We start from the raw sequence: 13,976 nt of genomic DNA, 5'->3' as shown, positions 1-13,976 counted from the left end.
TTTTAAATCACTTAAATAAAATTGAGCCTAATCTTATCATATTAGAACCGCATTTAATTGCTAGTTCGTAATCAGAACTCATTCCCATTGAGCATATTTTTGCTCCGTATTTTTTTACTTCTTCATAAATTTTATAGCAGTCTTCAAAACTTTTTTGAGTGTATTTTTCATCAATTGCACCAATACACATAATGCCTATTAGGTTTAAATTACTACATTCATTTTGTATTTTTAAATACTCATCTAAAGCTTGTTGAGTGCTTATTCCACTTTTGCTATCTTCGCAAGACGAGTTGATTTGCAAAAGGCAATCAAGTTTATAATCAAGTCTTTTATCTACTTCGTGTGCAAGAGCAAAGCTAGTACAACTTTGCCATAAAATAGGTTTTGTTTTTATTAGATGGTTTATTTTATTTTTTTGTAAATTTCCAATAAAATGCCAAGAAATTTCTTTTGAAAGCTCTTCTTTTTTTCTAAGTAAATCTTGAACCTTATTTTCTGCAAATTCTTTATGACCTAGTGAAAATAGCTCTTTTATGTTTTCATCGCTTGTGTATTTGCTTACAGCAATTATCCTTACATTAGGATATTTATCTTTAATATTAAAATATAATTCTTTATTCATATTATTTTACCGATAAATAGCCTGTGTATGGCTGTATTGTTATTATTTTTTCCTCACTATTGTATTTTAATGTGATTTCGCTTGGTGTATTAGCAATGCCGTCACTAATAATAGGACGACCTAGATAATCAAAACCAATAGGATTACCAGTTATTGCTAATCCATCTAAATATGTTCTTGAACCTTGTTTACATTCTAATTTACTATTAGAACCCATATAATCATTGATTATCTCTTGAGTGCTTTTATTAAAAAAAATGCTATAACAATTTGTACCAAAATTAAGATAATATGAATTTTTAATTTGATCAAAGTTAGTACTGCCATTATAAGCATCGTAGCTTAGTGCTAGTATTTGTGTGTATCTAATATCGTTTAATAAGTTATAAACATATTCATCTAGTTTGCTTCCAGTATGGATTTTTGATACTGCAACGCTGCTTAAAATAGCAACTAAAACAACTACAACCACAAGCTCTAATAAGGTAAAAGCTCTTTTTACATCCATTCTAACACTTGAGAAAGTTCTTTTGCGATAAAACATTTTATTCCTTTAAAATTGGTTTGATTAGGTATTATAGCATTTTTAAAAGCTTGGTTTTTAGCTTCGTTTAAGCGAATGTCAAGATTGTAAATCTCACAAATATTACCATTTAAGCTAAGTTCGCCTATAAAAACACTTTCACTACTTAAAATTCTATTTTTAAAACTTGATATTATAGCAGCTGCTACTGCCAAATCAGCTCCTGTTTCATTAACCTTTATACCTCCGCTAATATTTATAAACACATCGTAGTTTCTAAGTGGGATTTCAAGTTTTTTTTCTAAAAGGGCTAAAATCATATCAAGTCTATTTCTATCAAAGCCTGTTGCACTTCTTTTTGGGTAAGAGCTTTCACAAACAAGAGCTTGTACTTCAAGGGTGATTGCTCTACTTCCTTCCATTATTATTGTAAGAGCTGTTCCTGCTTGTTTTTTATTTCTATTTAAAAATTTACTTTTTGAAGCAGCTATCAGCCCGTTTTCGCTCATTTGCCAAATTCCAATCTCGCTAGTACTTCCAAAACGATTTTTAAAACCACGCAAAATTCTTAATTCTTTTCCTGTATCGCCCTCAAAATATAAAACAACATCAACCATATGCTCAAGCACTCTTGGACCTGCTATTGAACCTTCTTTTGTAATATGTCCAATGACAAAGGTGCTTATATTTTTACTTTTGCTAATTTTCATAAGTTCAAAGGTTAGTTCTCTTACTTGGGTAATTGAACCTGCACAAGAATTTATATTTTCTGAATAAATTGTTTGAATGCTATCTATTATTAGCAAATCATATTGATTTTTAATTAGTTCATCTTTTATATTTTCAAAGCAAAGTTCGGTTAGTAAAAAAAGATTTTTTTCATTTGCATTTAGTCTGTTTGCACGGATTTTTATTTGAGATTTGCTTTCTTCTGCACTAACATATAAGACTTTTTTATTATTTTTTGCTAAATTTGCAGCAATTTTTAGCAAAAGCGTAGATTTACCAACTCCAGGCGAACCACCAAGTAAAATTAAAGACCCTTTTACAATTCCGCCGCCTAAAACTAAATCAAGCTCATTATCAAAGCTTGTGAATTTATCTATTGTTTCTATTTGAATATCACAAATGCTTAAGGCTTCTTCTTTGTTTATTTTTTTATCTTCGTTTTTTAAATGATTAATTTGTTCTTCATTTAGTTCTAAAAAACTATTAAAAACACCGCATTCAGGGCATTTTCCTAAGAATTTAATTTGTCTATTTCCACAAGCTTGGCATTCAAATAATACTTGCTTTTTTTTAGCCATTATTAAAAATCCCATCTAGTAATACATTTAAGTATTTACTAGGACTAAATTGCGCTAAATCATTTACGCCTTCGCCATAACCAAAATATAAAATAGGTATTTCAAGCTCTCTAGCAATTGCAAATAAACTCCCACCCTTGCTCGTGCCATCAAGCTTTGTAATTATCACTCCATCAAGTTTAACTAAATCATTAAAAACTTTTGCCTGATTTATTCCACTATTGCCTTGAGTAGCATCTAAAACTAAAATTTTTCTGTGCGGTGCGTTTTCTAAAGCTTTATTTGAAATTCTAATTATTTTTTCTAGCTCATTTGCTAGATTTTTTTTATTTTCTAATCTTCCTGCTGTATCTAAAATAACATTATCATAGCCTTTACTTATTGCCTTTGTAATAGTATCAAAAGCAACTGCACTTGGGTCATGACCTTGCTTGGTGCTTACAATATCGCAATTATTTTTGTTAGCCCACAATTCAAGCTGCATAATTGCCCCAGCTCTAAAAGTATCACAAGCGCCTAGCAAAACTTTTTTTCCTTGATTTTTATAAAAAGAACTAAGCTTTCCAATGCTAGTTGTTTTTCCAACTCCATTTACTCCTAAGATTAATTCTACAAAGGGTTTATTTGTTGTATTATTTTTATGTTCGTACATAAAATAAGAACTCATAACATTATACAAATCATCTTTTTTTACTATATCGCTTGGCGGTAGGTAATATAGTATTTCTTCTACAATTTCATAGGTGATATCAGCGCTTATTAGCATTTCTTCTAATAAATCTTTGTTTATTTTATCATTATTTGTTTTTACACCTTTGATTGCTTCTAGGGTTTTGTTTAAGCCTTTTTTAAAAAAATCTATCATTGGATTACCTTTTGAATATCTATATCAAGCATTTCTTCATATACAGCACCTAAGTAGTTGTTTATATTTTTACCTTTGTTGTTATATAACATCATATAAGGAATTCCGCTTACTCCATCAATAGATTTTACAAATAAATAATTTGCATCAGAATTTGCTATTTCATAATTTATATTATTACTTTCAATAAATTCTTTTAATTCTTTATCGCTTTTATCTTCTAATAAAATACCTATAAATCTTATTTTATCTTTGTATTTTTGATAAAGATTGTTTAAATGCGGTATTTCAGCCTTACAAGGAATGCACCAAGTTGTAAAAAATATAAACATAATAGCTCTATTATCATTATTTATAAATTCTAAATTTTTGTTATTTTCATTTGTTCTTTTTAAGCCTAAGCCTATTGAAGAATTGCTAAATTGCAAAGAAATTGTAGAAAATTTATTAAAATTATCTGCGTTACTTTCTTTTTGTTCTTGTTGGTTATTTGTATTATTTTCTTTATTTTCATTATCGCCACAAGATATAAAAAATATTATAAATATTGCAAAAAATATAGTTTTAAAATTCATTTGTAACCTTTTTTAATTATAAGTATTTTGGATTTTGTAGGATATATTATGGATAAAAAATTAATAAGAGCAAATTTTAGAAAAAAAAATTACAATTTTTCATACGATTATAAGATTTTTAAGGATATAAAAAAAATACTTAAGATTAATAAAAAATTAAAAAATATTTTACTTTATATTCCTTTAAAAAAAGAAGTAAATTTACTTAAATTTAAAAGGAAATTAAGCAAATATCAGCTTTTTAGCCCAATTATGCTTGAAGATGGAAAATTAAAAATTGTTAAATTAAGATACCCATTAGTACAAAAAAAATTTAAAGTAAAAGAAAGCATATCAAAAAGGGCTATAAATAAGATAGATTTGGCTATTATTCCAAGTCTTGGAGTTGATTGTAATTTAAGAAGAATTGGTTTTGGTAAGGGTTATTATGACAAGACTTTTACAAATTATAATAATTTATTAATTATTTTTATTCAAAATAAGCAAAGTCTTGTTGATTTTAAGATTTGTTCTAAACAAGATTTACAAGCTGATATTTATATCACATCAAATAAATTTTATGTAAGAAAAGAGAGTAATAATGAGTGTAGGAGAAATTATATCGCTTCCTATTGTTCTAATTTTAGGATTAATCATCGGTTATTGCATTGCAAAAAAAATAAACGATGCACATTTTAAAATTCACGAAGAACAGGCTAAGGCTAAAGCTAAAGCTATTGAATATGAAGCTGAAAAGATATTACAAAATGCAGATAAGGTGCTAGAAAATGCAAAAACTAGCGAGACAAAAATAGAGTTAAGATACAAAAAAACCTATGAAGAATTATCAAATAATTTGCAAAAAGATTTTAATTTTAAACTTTTAGAGCTTGAAAAAAAAGAGCATAATTTATGTGTTATGCAAGAAAGTTTTAATAAAGAAAAACAAGTAGTAGAGCAACTTCAAATACAAATTGCCGATGAAAAACAAGAGAATTTAAAATTAAAAGAATATTATGATTTAAAAACAAAAGAACTTTTAAAAACTATAGAAAATGTAAGCGGACTTACCCAAGAAGAAGGTAAAGAATTAGTTTTAAATAATGTAAAAGAGCAATCAAGAGCAGAAATAGCACATATAGTTAGAAAATATGAAGAAGAAGCAAAAAGTCAAGCAAAAGCAAAGGCTGGTTATATTTTAGCTCAAGCAACAACAAGATATGCAGGAGAGTATGTTAGCGAAAGATTAATTAGTGTAATTAATTTAAAAAGCGATGATTTAAAAGGCAGGATTATTGGTAAAGAAGGTAGAAATATAAAAACGCTTGAAATGGTTTTAGGGGTTGATGTTATTATTGATGATACGCCTAATGCTATTATTATTAGTTCTTTTAATGTATTAAGAAGAGCTATTGCTAAAAAAGTTATTGAACTGCTTATTGAAGATGGAAGAATTCAACCTGCGAGAATAGAAGAATTACACGAAAGAGTTTCAAACGAATTTGAAGAAGAAATGTTTAATAGTGGTCAAGAAGTTGTAATGGATTTAGGGCTTACAAAAATGGCTCCTGAGCTAATAAGATTAATCGGAAGATTAAAATACCGTGCAAGTTATGGTCAAAATGCACTAACACATAGTTTAGAAGTTGCGCATTTAGCAGGAATAATTGCTGATGAATGTGGTGGTAATGCAAGATTAGCAAGAAGAGCAGGAATTTTGCATGATATTGGTAAAGCATTAACTCATGATTATGAAGGTTCGCATGTTGATTTAGGTGCTATGATTTGTAAAAGACACAAAGAACACGCAGTTGTATTAAATGCAATTTACGCTCATCACGGACACGAAGAAGCAACTAGTATTGAAGCTGCAGCGGTTTGTACTGCTGATGTTTTGAGTGCAGCAAGACCTGGAGCTAGAAGAGAGGTTTTAGAAGCCTTCTTAAAAAGAGTTAGCGACCTTGAAGAAATTGCTAAAAAGCGTACTCAGGTTAAAAAAGCCTATGCAATTAATGCTGGTAGGGAAATTAGAATTATTGTTAATGCAAAATTAATTAACGATGATGAGAGTATTTTATTAGCAAAAGAAATTGCACAAGAAATAGAAAGCAATATGCAGTTTCCTGGCGAAGTAAAGGTAAATGTAATTAGAGAAACAAGAGCTGTGGAGATAGCAAAATAATGCAAGAATTTATAGATAGTTTTGTAAAATATGGTTATATTTTAGTGTTTTTATATTCTTTAGGTGGGGGTATGCTTGCTTTATTGGCACTTGGAGTTTTTTCAAGTGCTTATGATATTAATCCTTATATTAGTATTTTTGTTGCTTTTATTGGTAATTTAGCTGGAAATTGCTTAATTTATTTTTTAATGAAAATAAATAAAAATGAGTATTCTAAATATGTTTTTAAGTACAAAAGAAAAGTGGCTTTAATGGTGGTTTTATTTAGAAAAAATGCCTTTATTTTTACTCTAATTTGTAAATTTATTTATGGCTTAAAAACAATATCTCCTATAGCAAGTGCTTTAGTAAAGATGAGATTTGATAAATTTTTTATTTACAATGCTATTTCTTGCTTTGTATGGGCTGTTAGTGTATTTTACACTGCTTTATATGCTGCATCTTTTATAAAAAATACTTTTGAACAATATTCATCTTATGCTCCTATTGTGTTATTTGCAATATTGTTTTTAATATTTTTATTTTTTAAAATTAAGGCAAGAAAATGAACTTAAAAGCTACTAGATTGTTTTTAAGAAAGATTATTTATTTTAATAGGCTTAAGCTAATTAAAGAATTTTTATCAGCTTATCCTGATATTGAAAAATTTTTTTATAAAGATAATAAATATTTAAATGATATGCTTTGCAAAAAATATGCTTGTAATTCATTTTCATTTTCTTTTTATTTTTCTTGTTTTAAAAGAGATATTAAGATACTTTTTAATAAGTATCCAAATATTTTAAAAAGTAGAAGTGAGTGTATTTTTAGGCAAGATAGCATTGCTTTATATTTAAATATGTATCCAAGAGTTATTAGCGAAGGTTTTTTTCAGCTTGTTTTATTTTATAAGGAAAATTGTTTATACACCTTATCTTTTACATTGCTAGAAGAGGCTTTATTTATTAGTGCTTTGCAAGGTGCTACGAATAATAAAGAGCTTTTAAAGGAATTTACAAAAGATTTTCATTCAATAAGACCGATGAATTTTATTATTTTTATGGCTTTTGTTTTTGCTAAGTCTTTGTCTTTAAAACAAGTTTATGCTGTAAAAGATAAATATATGGTTTCTAATTTTAAAAGAAATAGAATTAGAAATAATAAAATAGTTTATATACAAAACTATGATGATATTTGGAAAGATAATACAAAGATTATTAAAGAAAATAAAGAAAGCTTTTTAATAGAATACTTAAAAAAAGACTTAGAAGAAATTCCATCAAAAAAGCGTTCAATGTATAAAAAAAGATATGAATTTTTAGATTCAATTAGGATAGACAATGAGAGTTGATAAATTTTTAAACGCAGTAAATATTACTAAAAGAAGAGCAATTTCTTTAGATATGTGTAAAAATCAAGTTATAGCAATAAATGGTGTTTTAGCTAAGCCAAGCAAGGAAGTTAAGATTGGTGATATTATTACTTTAAAATTATTAGATAATGAAATTAGTTATAAGGTTTTAGCCCTACCTAGCACAAAAAATATAGCTAAAGCAAAAATGAATGAATATGTTGAAAAGCTATGAAGATAAAAGCAAATATTAATGAATTATCAAAAGTTACAGATTTATTTAAGGAAAATGGTGTTTATATTTTGCAAGGAGATTTAGCAAGTGGTAAAACAAGCCTTGTAAAACATTTGCTTAAAACACGCTTAGATTATGATGATGTAAGCTCGCCAACATTTAGTATTTTAAATATCTATGAAAAAAACAATAAAAAAATATTTCATTATGATATTTATAATTGTGAAGTAAAAACAATGCTTATTAATGGTTTGTTTGAAAATTTTTTTATAAATACTTTACACTTGGTTGAATGGGGAAATGAAGAATTAATTTTATTGCTAAAAAAATACAATATTAATGCTACAATAGTTAAAATTACTACAATTAAAGAGGGTAGAGAATATGAATTCATTGAAGCTTGAAGCTAAGAATTTAAAAAAAACTATTAAAAATAATGATATTATAAAAGATGTAAATATTAAGATAGAAAATAATCAAATTGTAGGTTTATTTGGAGCAAATGGTGCTGGTAAAACAACTACTTTTTATATGATTACAGGGCTTGTTAAACCAAGCTCGGGTGAAATTTTATTAAACAACGAAGATATAACACTAAAATCATTGCACCAAAGAGCCTTAATGGGTATTGGCTATCTTCCACAAGATTCAAGTGTATTAAAAGAGCTTAGCGTGTGGGATAATATGAAAATAGCAGCACAAATAAAAAAACTAGATGATGAAGATGAAGTTATAACGCAAAAATTACAAATGTTAAAGATATTAGACAGAAAAAATCGTTTAGCAAAAAGCTTAAGCGGTGGTGAAAGAAGAAGGCTAGAAATAGCAAGAGCTTTAGTGCTAGAACCATCTTTTTTATTGCTTGATGAGCCTTTTGCTGGAGTTGACCCTAAGAGTATTTTAGATGTACAAAATATTATTAAAGAATTAAAAGCATTAAATATTGGAGTTTTAATAACCGACCATAATGTAAGAGAAACTTTAAAGATATGCGATTATGCTTATGTGCTTGATAGTGGTGTTATATTAGCTAGCGGAAGTGCTAAAGAAATAGCAACAAACGAGCTTGTATTAAATAAATATTTAGGAAAAAATTTCTTAATATAATGTTAAAGCAAAAAGTTCTAATAAGTCAAAAAGCAAAACTTTCACAAACTTTACAATCTTGGCTTAATGTTCTTCAAGCAAGTTCAGAGCAATTAGAAGAAGAAATTGCTAAATTAGCTAATGATAATCCTTTTATAAAAATTAATGCCAATTACAAAAAAAGCTCATTTAATTCTTTAGATGATAATTTATGTGTGGATAAAAAAAGTTTATATGATGATTTATATTTACAAATAAATAAAAGCTTATTTCCCACAGAAAAATCACAAAAAATTGCTGAGCTTATAATAACTTGTCTTGATGAAAATGGCTATTTTGTTTATGATGAAGATTTATGCAAGGATTATTTGCTTAGCGATATTGAACTGGTAAGAAAAAGATTTTATCTTTTAGAGCCTATGGGAGTAGGTGCAAAAGATTATTGCGAGGCTTTATATTTTTGCCTTTTAAACAGCGATATTAAAGATGAATTATTTGTTTATTGCAAAAAAATTCTTAATGATTTTCAAAATCTAAGTTCTTATTCAAAAGATACTTTATTTAAAGAAGCTACAAGTTTATTTAAAAGTTTTTCTTTACCACCTTTTTTAAATGATTATGCAGATAGTGAGCAAATAATTCCTGATATTTATATTTATTACGAAAATAATGAATTAAAAGTTTATATAAATGATGAATATTATCCACATATTGAAATTGATGTTAGTGATGATAATTTAAATAAAGAATTTTTTAAAGAGCATATAAAAGAAGCTAAAAAGTTAGTAGATAGTCTTGAATTAAGAAAGGCAACATTAAAAAAACTCGCATTAATGTTGGTTGAATATCAATATGAATATTTTTTAGGTAAAGATATTAAACCAATGACCTTGCAAGATTTAGCCTTAGAATTAGACAGAAATACAAGCACAATAAGCAGAGCGATTGCAAATAAATATTTATGTTCAAATAGGGGTGTGATTGCAATTAAGGAATTTTTTGCAAAAAAAATTGATGATGGTATTAGCAATAAAGCGTTAAAAGATTATTTACTTGATTTAATTAAAAATGAAAATAAAAAAAAGCCTCTTAGTGACGAAGTCTTAGTTGCAATTTTGCAAGAAAAATTTAATATAAAATTAGTAAGACGAACAGTTACAAAATATAGAAAAATATTAGATATTCCAAGTTCTTCAACTCGCAAGAAAATGTATTTTTTAAATTCTTAACTAAATATAAAATATATTTTGGTATATTTTTTGTCTTAATTTAATAATCAGGAAAAAATATGAAAAAAATACTTTTATTTTTATCTTTTATTGTTTTTACTTATGCAAATGATTTTTTGCCACAAAATGCAAAACTTATTGGAGAATACAATAGTGTTGATGAGGACAATAAAATAACAGGAACTTGGATTATTTATGAAGAAAATAATCTTTTGTACGGTAAAATGACAAAGGTTGCAGGATATAGCGACGATAAAATATGTGATAAATGCAAAAAAAGCTATGAAGAATTTGATTATAGCAATGATGCTTCAAAGATGAAACTTGTTGGAGCACCTTTATTATATAAGCTAAAAAAGGTAAGCGATACAGAGTATAAAAATGGTTTTATAATTGACCCAAAAAGTGGTAAAAATTATAAAGCAAATGCAAAAATTATAGGCGATAAACTTGAGCTTAGAGGTTATATAGGTTTTTCTTTATTGGGTAGAACACAAACTTGGATTAAGGTTAAGTAGTTGCAAGATTTAATAAATATCGCTTTAAATGCTTCAAAAAAGGCGGCACTTTATTTAAAAAATGCTAATGTCAGCAGCACAAGATTAAAGCAAGATGGTAGCCTTGTTAGCAATGTTGATTTAATTTCAAATGAAATTATTTGCGATATTTTAAGTAAAAGTAAATATCTTATTTGTTCTGAAGAAAGTATTTTAGACTATGAGCTTAGAAAAAATTCTACTTTTTGGTTGATTGACCCGCTAGATGGAACAAATAATTATTTAAAAAATAAAAAAAATTATTGTATTTGTATTAGTTTAATTGAAAATACAAGACCAATTTTAGGATTAATTTATGATGTTTGCAATGATAATGTGTATTATTCTGCTATAAATCATCATGTTTATAAAAACAATACTATTTTAAAAAAAGTAAGTAAAGAAAGTAAAAAAGCCTTAATTTCTTTAAGAAAAGATGATAGTATTAAAAATAAAGATTTTGCTTTATCGCATAATTTTGAATTAGCACATATAGGCTCGGCTTTAAAATTTTGTGAATTGCTAGAAGGTAGAGCTGATATGTATATTAGGTTTGAAAACCTAAATTCGTGGGATTTAGCAGCTGGAGATTTTTTGTGTAATCAAAGTGGTGGAATTATGATTGGATTAGATAAAAAAATGCTAAATTACAATAAAGAAGATTTTAAGTGTAGTGCTTTTATAGCATTATCAAATTATTATAGTTAAGAGGTAAGAAAATGGATATTTTTACAAGGCCAAGAATTGTTTTTGAAGGTTCTTCAGTAAGTAAATATTTAAGTGATAATTTAACCTGCATTCAATTTACAAACAACGCTGTAATTGATGCTGGTTATTTACCAAAGCCAAAGGCGAATAATTTTATTGAGCATATTTTTGTATCTCATACTCATTTAGACCATATTTGTGCTATTGCATTATATGTTGATAATTTTTTTCAATATTTAAAAAATACAATAACCATTTATGCGAGTAAAGAAAGTATTCAAACATTAAAAGAACATTTTTTTAACGACAAAATTTGGCCTGATTTTACAAAAATTAACCTTTTAAATAATAAACCTGCAATAAGCTTTCAAGAAATTAATGTAGGAGAAAAATTATTAATTAATGATATTTATATAGAAGCGGTTAAGAGTTTTCATACTCAAGGTAGTTTTGGCTTTATTTTAAGTTATCAAAATAATAGTATTTATTTTACTTCAGATACTTATTATGATGATGAAATTGTGAATTTAATCAATAAAAGAACAGATATTAAGCAAGTTATTGCTGATGTAAGTTATGATTCAAGTTCTCATATGCTTGCAAAAGATGCTAAGCATTTAACGCCTTTAATATTAAAAGATATTCAAGATAAGTGTAGAGATGATGTGATTTTTCATGTTTATCACATAAAATATGCTTACAAAGATTTAATTGAAAAAGAATTAAAAGAATTTAATATTCCAAAAGAATATGGAATGATAGTACAAAATGGTTCTTTTATGTATTTTGATACAGATTTTGACAAGCTTGGAGTTAGCGAGAAATTATTAAAAAGACACAATCTTGACCAAGAGCAAAAATTACAAAGTATTTTAGAATGTTTTAGCGAGATTTCAAAGAGTCTTGATTCTAAGGCTAATTTAAGAATTTTAGGTGAAATGGTTAAGCAAAATATTCAAGCTGATAGATGTAGCGTTTGGTTTATTGATAAGGATAAAAACGAATATTATACCTTACACGCTGATGGCGTTAATGAAATTAGAGTTCCGTTAGGAAAGGGTATAGTAGGGCAGGTTTTTTTAACAAAAGAGGCAATTTTAGAAAACAACCCAAGTAATAATAAGTATTTTGATAGTACAAATGATAAAAAAACTTCATATACAACAAAATCAATTCTTGCTATGCCTATTGTTGATTCAAATAAAGAAGTAATAGGGGTTTTTCAAGTATTAAATAAACTTACAGATATTAATAATAATTTTGATAAAGATGATTTAAATTATGTAGCAATTGCAGCTGATTATGCTGGAAAGATTTATGAAGGTATGCAAAAGCAAGAAGAAATTTTAAATACTCAAAAAGATTTAATTTATTCTATTGCAGAAATGGTTGAAACAAAAAGCGAAGAAACAGGAAATCATGTAAAAAGAGTAGGCAAGATTAGTGAGATTTTAGCAAAAAAACTAAAATGTACAAAAGAAGAAGTTGAAATAATAGCCTATGCTGCACCAACCCACGATATTGGTAAAATAGGCATTCCTGATTCTATTTTGCACAAACCTGCAGCGTTAAATCCTGAAGAATTTAAAACTATGCAAAAGCATTCACAAATTGGTTATGATATGCTAAGTAAATTTAAGGGTAAAGTTATGCAGATGGCTGCAATTGTTGCTTTAGAACATCATGAAAAATACAACGGTCTTGGGTATCCAAATGGTTTAAAAGGGGAGCAGATTCATCTTTTTGCAAGAATTGTTGCCTTAGCTGATGTATTTGATGCGCTTGCTTCAAAAAGATGCTACAAAGATGCTTGGCCTATTGAAGAAATTGAAAAGTATATAGTTGATAAATCGGGCAGTCATTTTGACCCTAAGGTTGTTCAAGCGTTTTTAGATTCAAAAGATGAGATTTATAAAGTTAGAGAAGAGTTAAGTGATTAATTTTAAGAAAAATAAATAATATTAAGATAGATTTTAATTAATTTATTTTCTTAAAATCTATACTACATATATTTTTTTGCAAATATTCATATAAGTTTTTTTGGTTTTTTATTATTGAAGTAATTTTTAATCATTTTAAATAGTCTTATTTAGAATTTTAAAAAACTTCAAGCAAAACAATCTTAAAAAATAACTCATACTGATTATAAACTAGTTACAATTTAGCACAAACTTAAAGCAAATTGATAAAAGCTAGCAAAAAAGTGATAATTATTTTTATATTATGATTAAGCCTTTAATGTTTAGATATTAAAGAGCTATAAAATTATATAAATTTGTTATTTTATCGCTTATTTTATGTAAATTACAAGCTTTAGCTTTATCATTTGAGACTTTTTGCTTTAAAATTTTATGAGTTTTTATCTTGCAAGAATTTATGATTTTTACACCATTGCTTCTAATGATAAAATTTTCTAATTATAATGTAGTATTTATTTGCAAAATAGCATAATCTTTTATTTTTCTTTGACTTGAAATGTAACTATTTTACTTTTTTAACAAAGAAATTATCAAAGGCGCTAACTAATTGCCTAAAAGCAATTTGTTTTTATTTTTATGTAACTACAAACAAAAGTATAAATGTAAGTATGTAATGCCGTTTAGATAATAATTTTAAAGCATTTTTAATTTTGAGCTATGAATTTTTGCTTGTAATATGTGTCAAGTAGGTTTAAAATAATTAAGGTTTATATAAAAATTAAGGATAAAATTCACTAAATACATTAGTATTTAGCCTAAGAAGGATTTTTGCTTAAATAGCTTTAAATTAAATAAGTTCAGTGTTATTACTTATTTT

At 26.5% G+C, this 13,976-nt stretch carries 16 protein-coding genes; 11 read left to right on the top strand and 5 right to left on the bottom strand.

The features are described 5' to 3' along the window. Positions 1-7: 7 nt before the first annotated feature. Genes CCANL266_RS04930 through CCANL266_RS04910 form a run of 5 tightly spaced genes read right to left on the bottom strand, consistent with a single transcriptional unit; the run spans position 8 to position 3,895 of the window. Positions 8-625, bottom strand: a complete 618-nt coding sequence (locus CCANL266_RS04930) for a YggS family pyridoxal phosphate-dependent enzyme (RefSeq protein WP_172232234.1) — start codon at positions 623-625, stop codon at positions 8-10. A 1-nt stretch (position 626) separates the two neighbouring features. Beyond that, a complete protein-coding gene (locus tag CCANL266_RS04925) occupies positions 627-1,169 on the bottom strand; it encodes a prepilin-type N-terminal cleavage/methylation domain-containing protein (RefSeq protein WP_172232231.1) in 543 nt (180 codons plus the stop codon). Further along, entirely contained in the window at positions 1,124-2,455 is a 1,332-nt protein-coding gene (radA, locus tag CCANL266_RS04920) for a DNA repair protein RadA (RefSeq protein WP_172232228.1), read from the bottom strand. Before radA ends, CCANL266_RS04925 begins: the two co-directional genes overlap by 46 nt. Continuing rightward, positions 2,448-3,320, bottom strand: coding sequence for a signal recognition particle-docking protein FtsY (gene ftsY, locus CCANL266_RS04915; protein WP_172232225.1), 873 nt, complete (start codon positions 3,318-3,320; stop codon positions 2,448-2,450). Before ftsY ends, radA begins: the two co-directional genes overlap by 8 nt. Beyond that, entirely contained in the window at positions 3,317-3,895 is a 579-nt protein-coding gene (locus tag CCANL266_RS04910; protein ID WP_172232222.1) for a TlpA family protein disulfide reductase, read from the bottom strand. Before CCANL266_RS04910 ends, ftsY begins: the two co-directional genes overlap by 4 nt. A 48-nt stretch (positions 3,896-3,943) precedes the next feature. Between CCANL266_RS04910 and CCANL266_RS04905 the strand changes: the two genes are divergently transcribed. The 11 genes from CCANL266_RS04905 to CCANL266_RS04855 are packed head-to-tail and all read left to right on the top strand — an operon-like array spanning position 3,944 to position 13,120. Beyond that, positions 3,944-4,573, top strand: a complete 630-nt coding sequence (locus tag CCANL266_RS04905; protein ID WP_172232219.1) for a 5-formyltetrahydrofolate cyclo-ligase — start codon at positions 3,944-3,946, stop codon at positions 4,571-4,573. Continuing rightward, the gene (gene rny, locus CCANL266_RS04900; RefSeq protein ID WP_172232216.1) at positions 4,476-6,056 is read left to right on the top strand and encodes a ribonuclease Y; all 1,581 of its coding nucleotides are present in this window, start codon (positions 4,476-4,478) and stop codon (positions 6,054-6,056) included. Before CCANL266_RS04905 ends, rny begins: the two co-directional genes overlap by 98 nt. Beyond that, the gene (locus CCANL266_RS04895; RefSeq protein WP_172232213.1) at positions 6,056-6,604 is read left to right on the top strand and encodes a DedA family protein; all 549 of its coding nucleotides are present in this window, start codon (positions 6,056-6,058) and stop codon (positions 6,602-6,604) included. The genes rny and CCANL266_RS04895 overlap by 1 nt, the downstream gene beginning before the upstream one ends. Then, positions 6,601-7,386, top strand: coding sequence for a DUF535 family protein (locus CCANL266_RS04890; RefSeq protein WP_172232210.1), 786 nt, complete (start codon positions 6,601-6,603; stop codon positions 7,384-7,386). The genes CCANL266_RS04895 and CCANL266_RS04890 overlap by 4 nt, the downstream gene beginning before the upstream one ends. Beyond that, positions 7,376-7,621: an RNA-binding S4 domain-containing protein gene (locus tag CCANL266_RS04885; RefSeq protein WP_172232207.1), complete on the top strand. Its 246-nt coding sequence runs from the start codon at positions 7,376-7,378 to the stop codon at positions 7,619-7,621. The genes CCANL266_RS04890 and CCANL266_RS04885 overlap by 11 nt, the downstream gene beginning before the upstream one ends. Continuing rightward, complete coding sequence (gene tsaE / locus CCANL266_RS04880; protein ID WP_172232204.1) at positions 7,618-8,025, top strand: tRNA (adenosine(37)-N6)-threonylcarbamoyltransferase complex ATPase subunit type 1 TsaE; 408 nt, start codon at positions 7,618-7,620, stop codon at positions 8,023-8,025. The genes CCANL266_RS04885 and tsaE overlap by 4 nt, the downstream gene beginning before the upstream one ends. Further along, positions 8,006-8,728: an LPS export ABC transporter ATP-binding protein gene (lptB, locus tag CCANL266_RS04875; protein ID WP_172232201.1), complete on the top strand. Its 723-nt coding sequence runs from the start codon at positions 8,006-8,008 to the stop codon at positions 8,726-8,728. The genes tsaE and lptB overlap by 20 nt, the downstream gene beginning before the upstream one ends. Continuing rightward, positions 8,728-9,936 carry an RNA polymerase factor sigma-54 gene (gene rpoN / locus CCANL266_RS04870; protein ID WP_172232198.1) on the top strand — a complete coding sequence of 403 codons (1,209 nt, stop codon included), beginning with the start codon at positions 8,728-8,730 and terminating at the stop codon, positions 9,934-9,936. Before lptB ends, rpoN begins: the two co-directional genes overlap by 1 nt. 59 nt (positions 9,937-9,995) lie before the next feature. Further along, entirely contained in the window at positions 9,996-10,454 is a 459-nt protein-coding gene (locus CCANL266_RS04865; RefSeq protein WP_172232195.1) for a DUF2147 domain-containing protein, read from the top strand. Next, entirely contained in the window at positions 10,455-11,180 is a 726-nt protein-coding gene (locus CCANL266_RS04860; RefSeq protein WP_172232192.1) for a 3'(2'),5'-bisphosphate nucleotidase CysQ, read from the top strand. An 11-nt stretch (positions 11,181-11,191) separates the two neighbouring features. Continuing rightward, on the top strand, positions 11,192-13,120 hold the full coding sequence (locus CCANL266_RS04855) for an HD domain-containing phosphohydrolase (protein ID WP_172232189.1): 1,929 nt from the start codon (positions 11,192-11,194) through the stop codon (positions 13,118-13,120). Positions 13,121-13,976 lie beyond the last annotated feature (856 nt).

The sequence above is a fragment of the Campylobacter canadensis genome (assembly GCF_013177655.1).
In the GTDB taxonomy this organism is placed as follows: domain Bacteria; phylum Campylobacterota; class Campylobacteria; order Campylobacterales; family Campylobacteraceae; genus Campylobacter_E; species Campylobacter_E canadensis.
The sequence above is the reverse complement of the archived record's forward strand: the minus strand, read 5'-3'. Positions and strand labels throughout refer to the sequence as shown.

Coding starts and splice junctions, on each gene's coding strand:
- CCANL266_RS04930 (WP_172232234.1), bottom strand. CDS start 625: ATGAATAAAGAATTATATTTTAATATTAAAGATAAATATCCTAATGTA.
- CCANL266_RS04925 (WP_172232231.1), bottom strand. CDS start 1,169: ATGTTTTATCGCAAAAGAACTTTCTCAAGTGTTAGAATGGATGTAAAA.
- radA (WP_172232228.1), bottom strand. CDS start 2,455: ATGGCTAAAAAAAAGCAAGTATTATTTGAATGCCAAGCTTGTGGAAAT.
- ftsY (WP_172232225.1), bottom strand. CDS start 3,320: ATGATAGATTTTTTTAAAAAAGGCTTAAACAAAACCCTAGAAGCAATC.
- CCANL266_RS04910 (WP_172232222.1), bottom strand. CDS start 3,895: ATGAATTTTAAAACTATATTTTTTGCAATATTTATAATATTTTTTATA.
- CCANL266_RS04905 (WP_172232219.1), top strand. CDS start 3,944: ATGGATAAAAAATTAATAAGAGCAAATTTTAGAAAAAAAAATTACAAT.
- rny (WP_172232216.1), top strand. CDS start 4,476: ATGAGTGTAGGAGAAATTATATCGCTTCCTATTGTTCTAATTTTAGGA.
- CCANL266_RS04895 (WP_172232213.1), top strand. CDS start 6,056: ATGCAAGAATTTATAGATAGTTTTGTAAAATATGGTTATATTTTAGTG.
- CCANL266_RS04890 (WP_172232210.1), top strand. CDS start 6,601: ATGAACTTAAAAGCTACTAGATTGTTTTTAAGAAAGATTATTTATTTT.
- CCANL266_RS04885 (WP_172232207.1), top strand. CDS start 7,376: ATGAGAGTTGATAAATTTTTAAACGCAGTAAATATTACTAAAAGAAGA.
- tsaE (WP_172232204.1), top strand. CDS start 7,618: ATGAAGATAAAAGCAAATATTAATGAATTATCAAAAGTTACAGATTTA.
- lptB (WP_172232201.1), top strand. CDS start 8,006: ATGAATTCATTGAAGCTTGAAGCTAAGAATTTAAAAAAAACTATTAAA.
- rpoN (WP_172232198.1), top strand. CDS start 8,728: ATGTTAAAGCAAAAAGTTCTAATAAGTCAAAAAGCAAAACTTTCACAA.
- CCANL266_RS04865 (WP_172232195.1), top strand. CDS start 9,996: ATGAAAAAAATACTTTTATTTTTATCTTTTATTGTTTTTACTTATGCA.
- CCANL266_RS04855 (WP_172232189.1), top strand. CDS start 11,192: ATGGATATTTTTACAAGGCCAAGAATTGTTTTTGAAGGTTCTTCAGTA.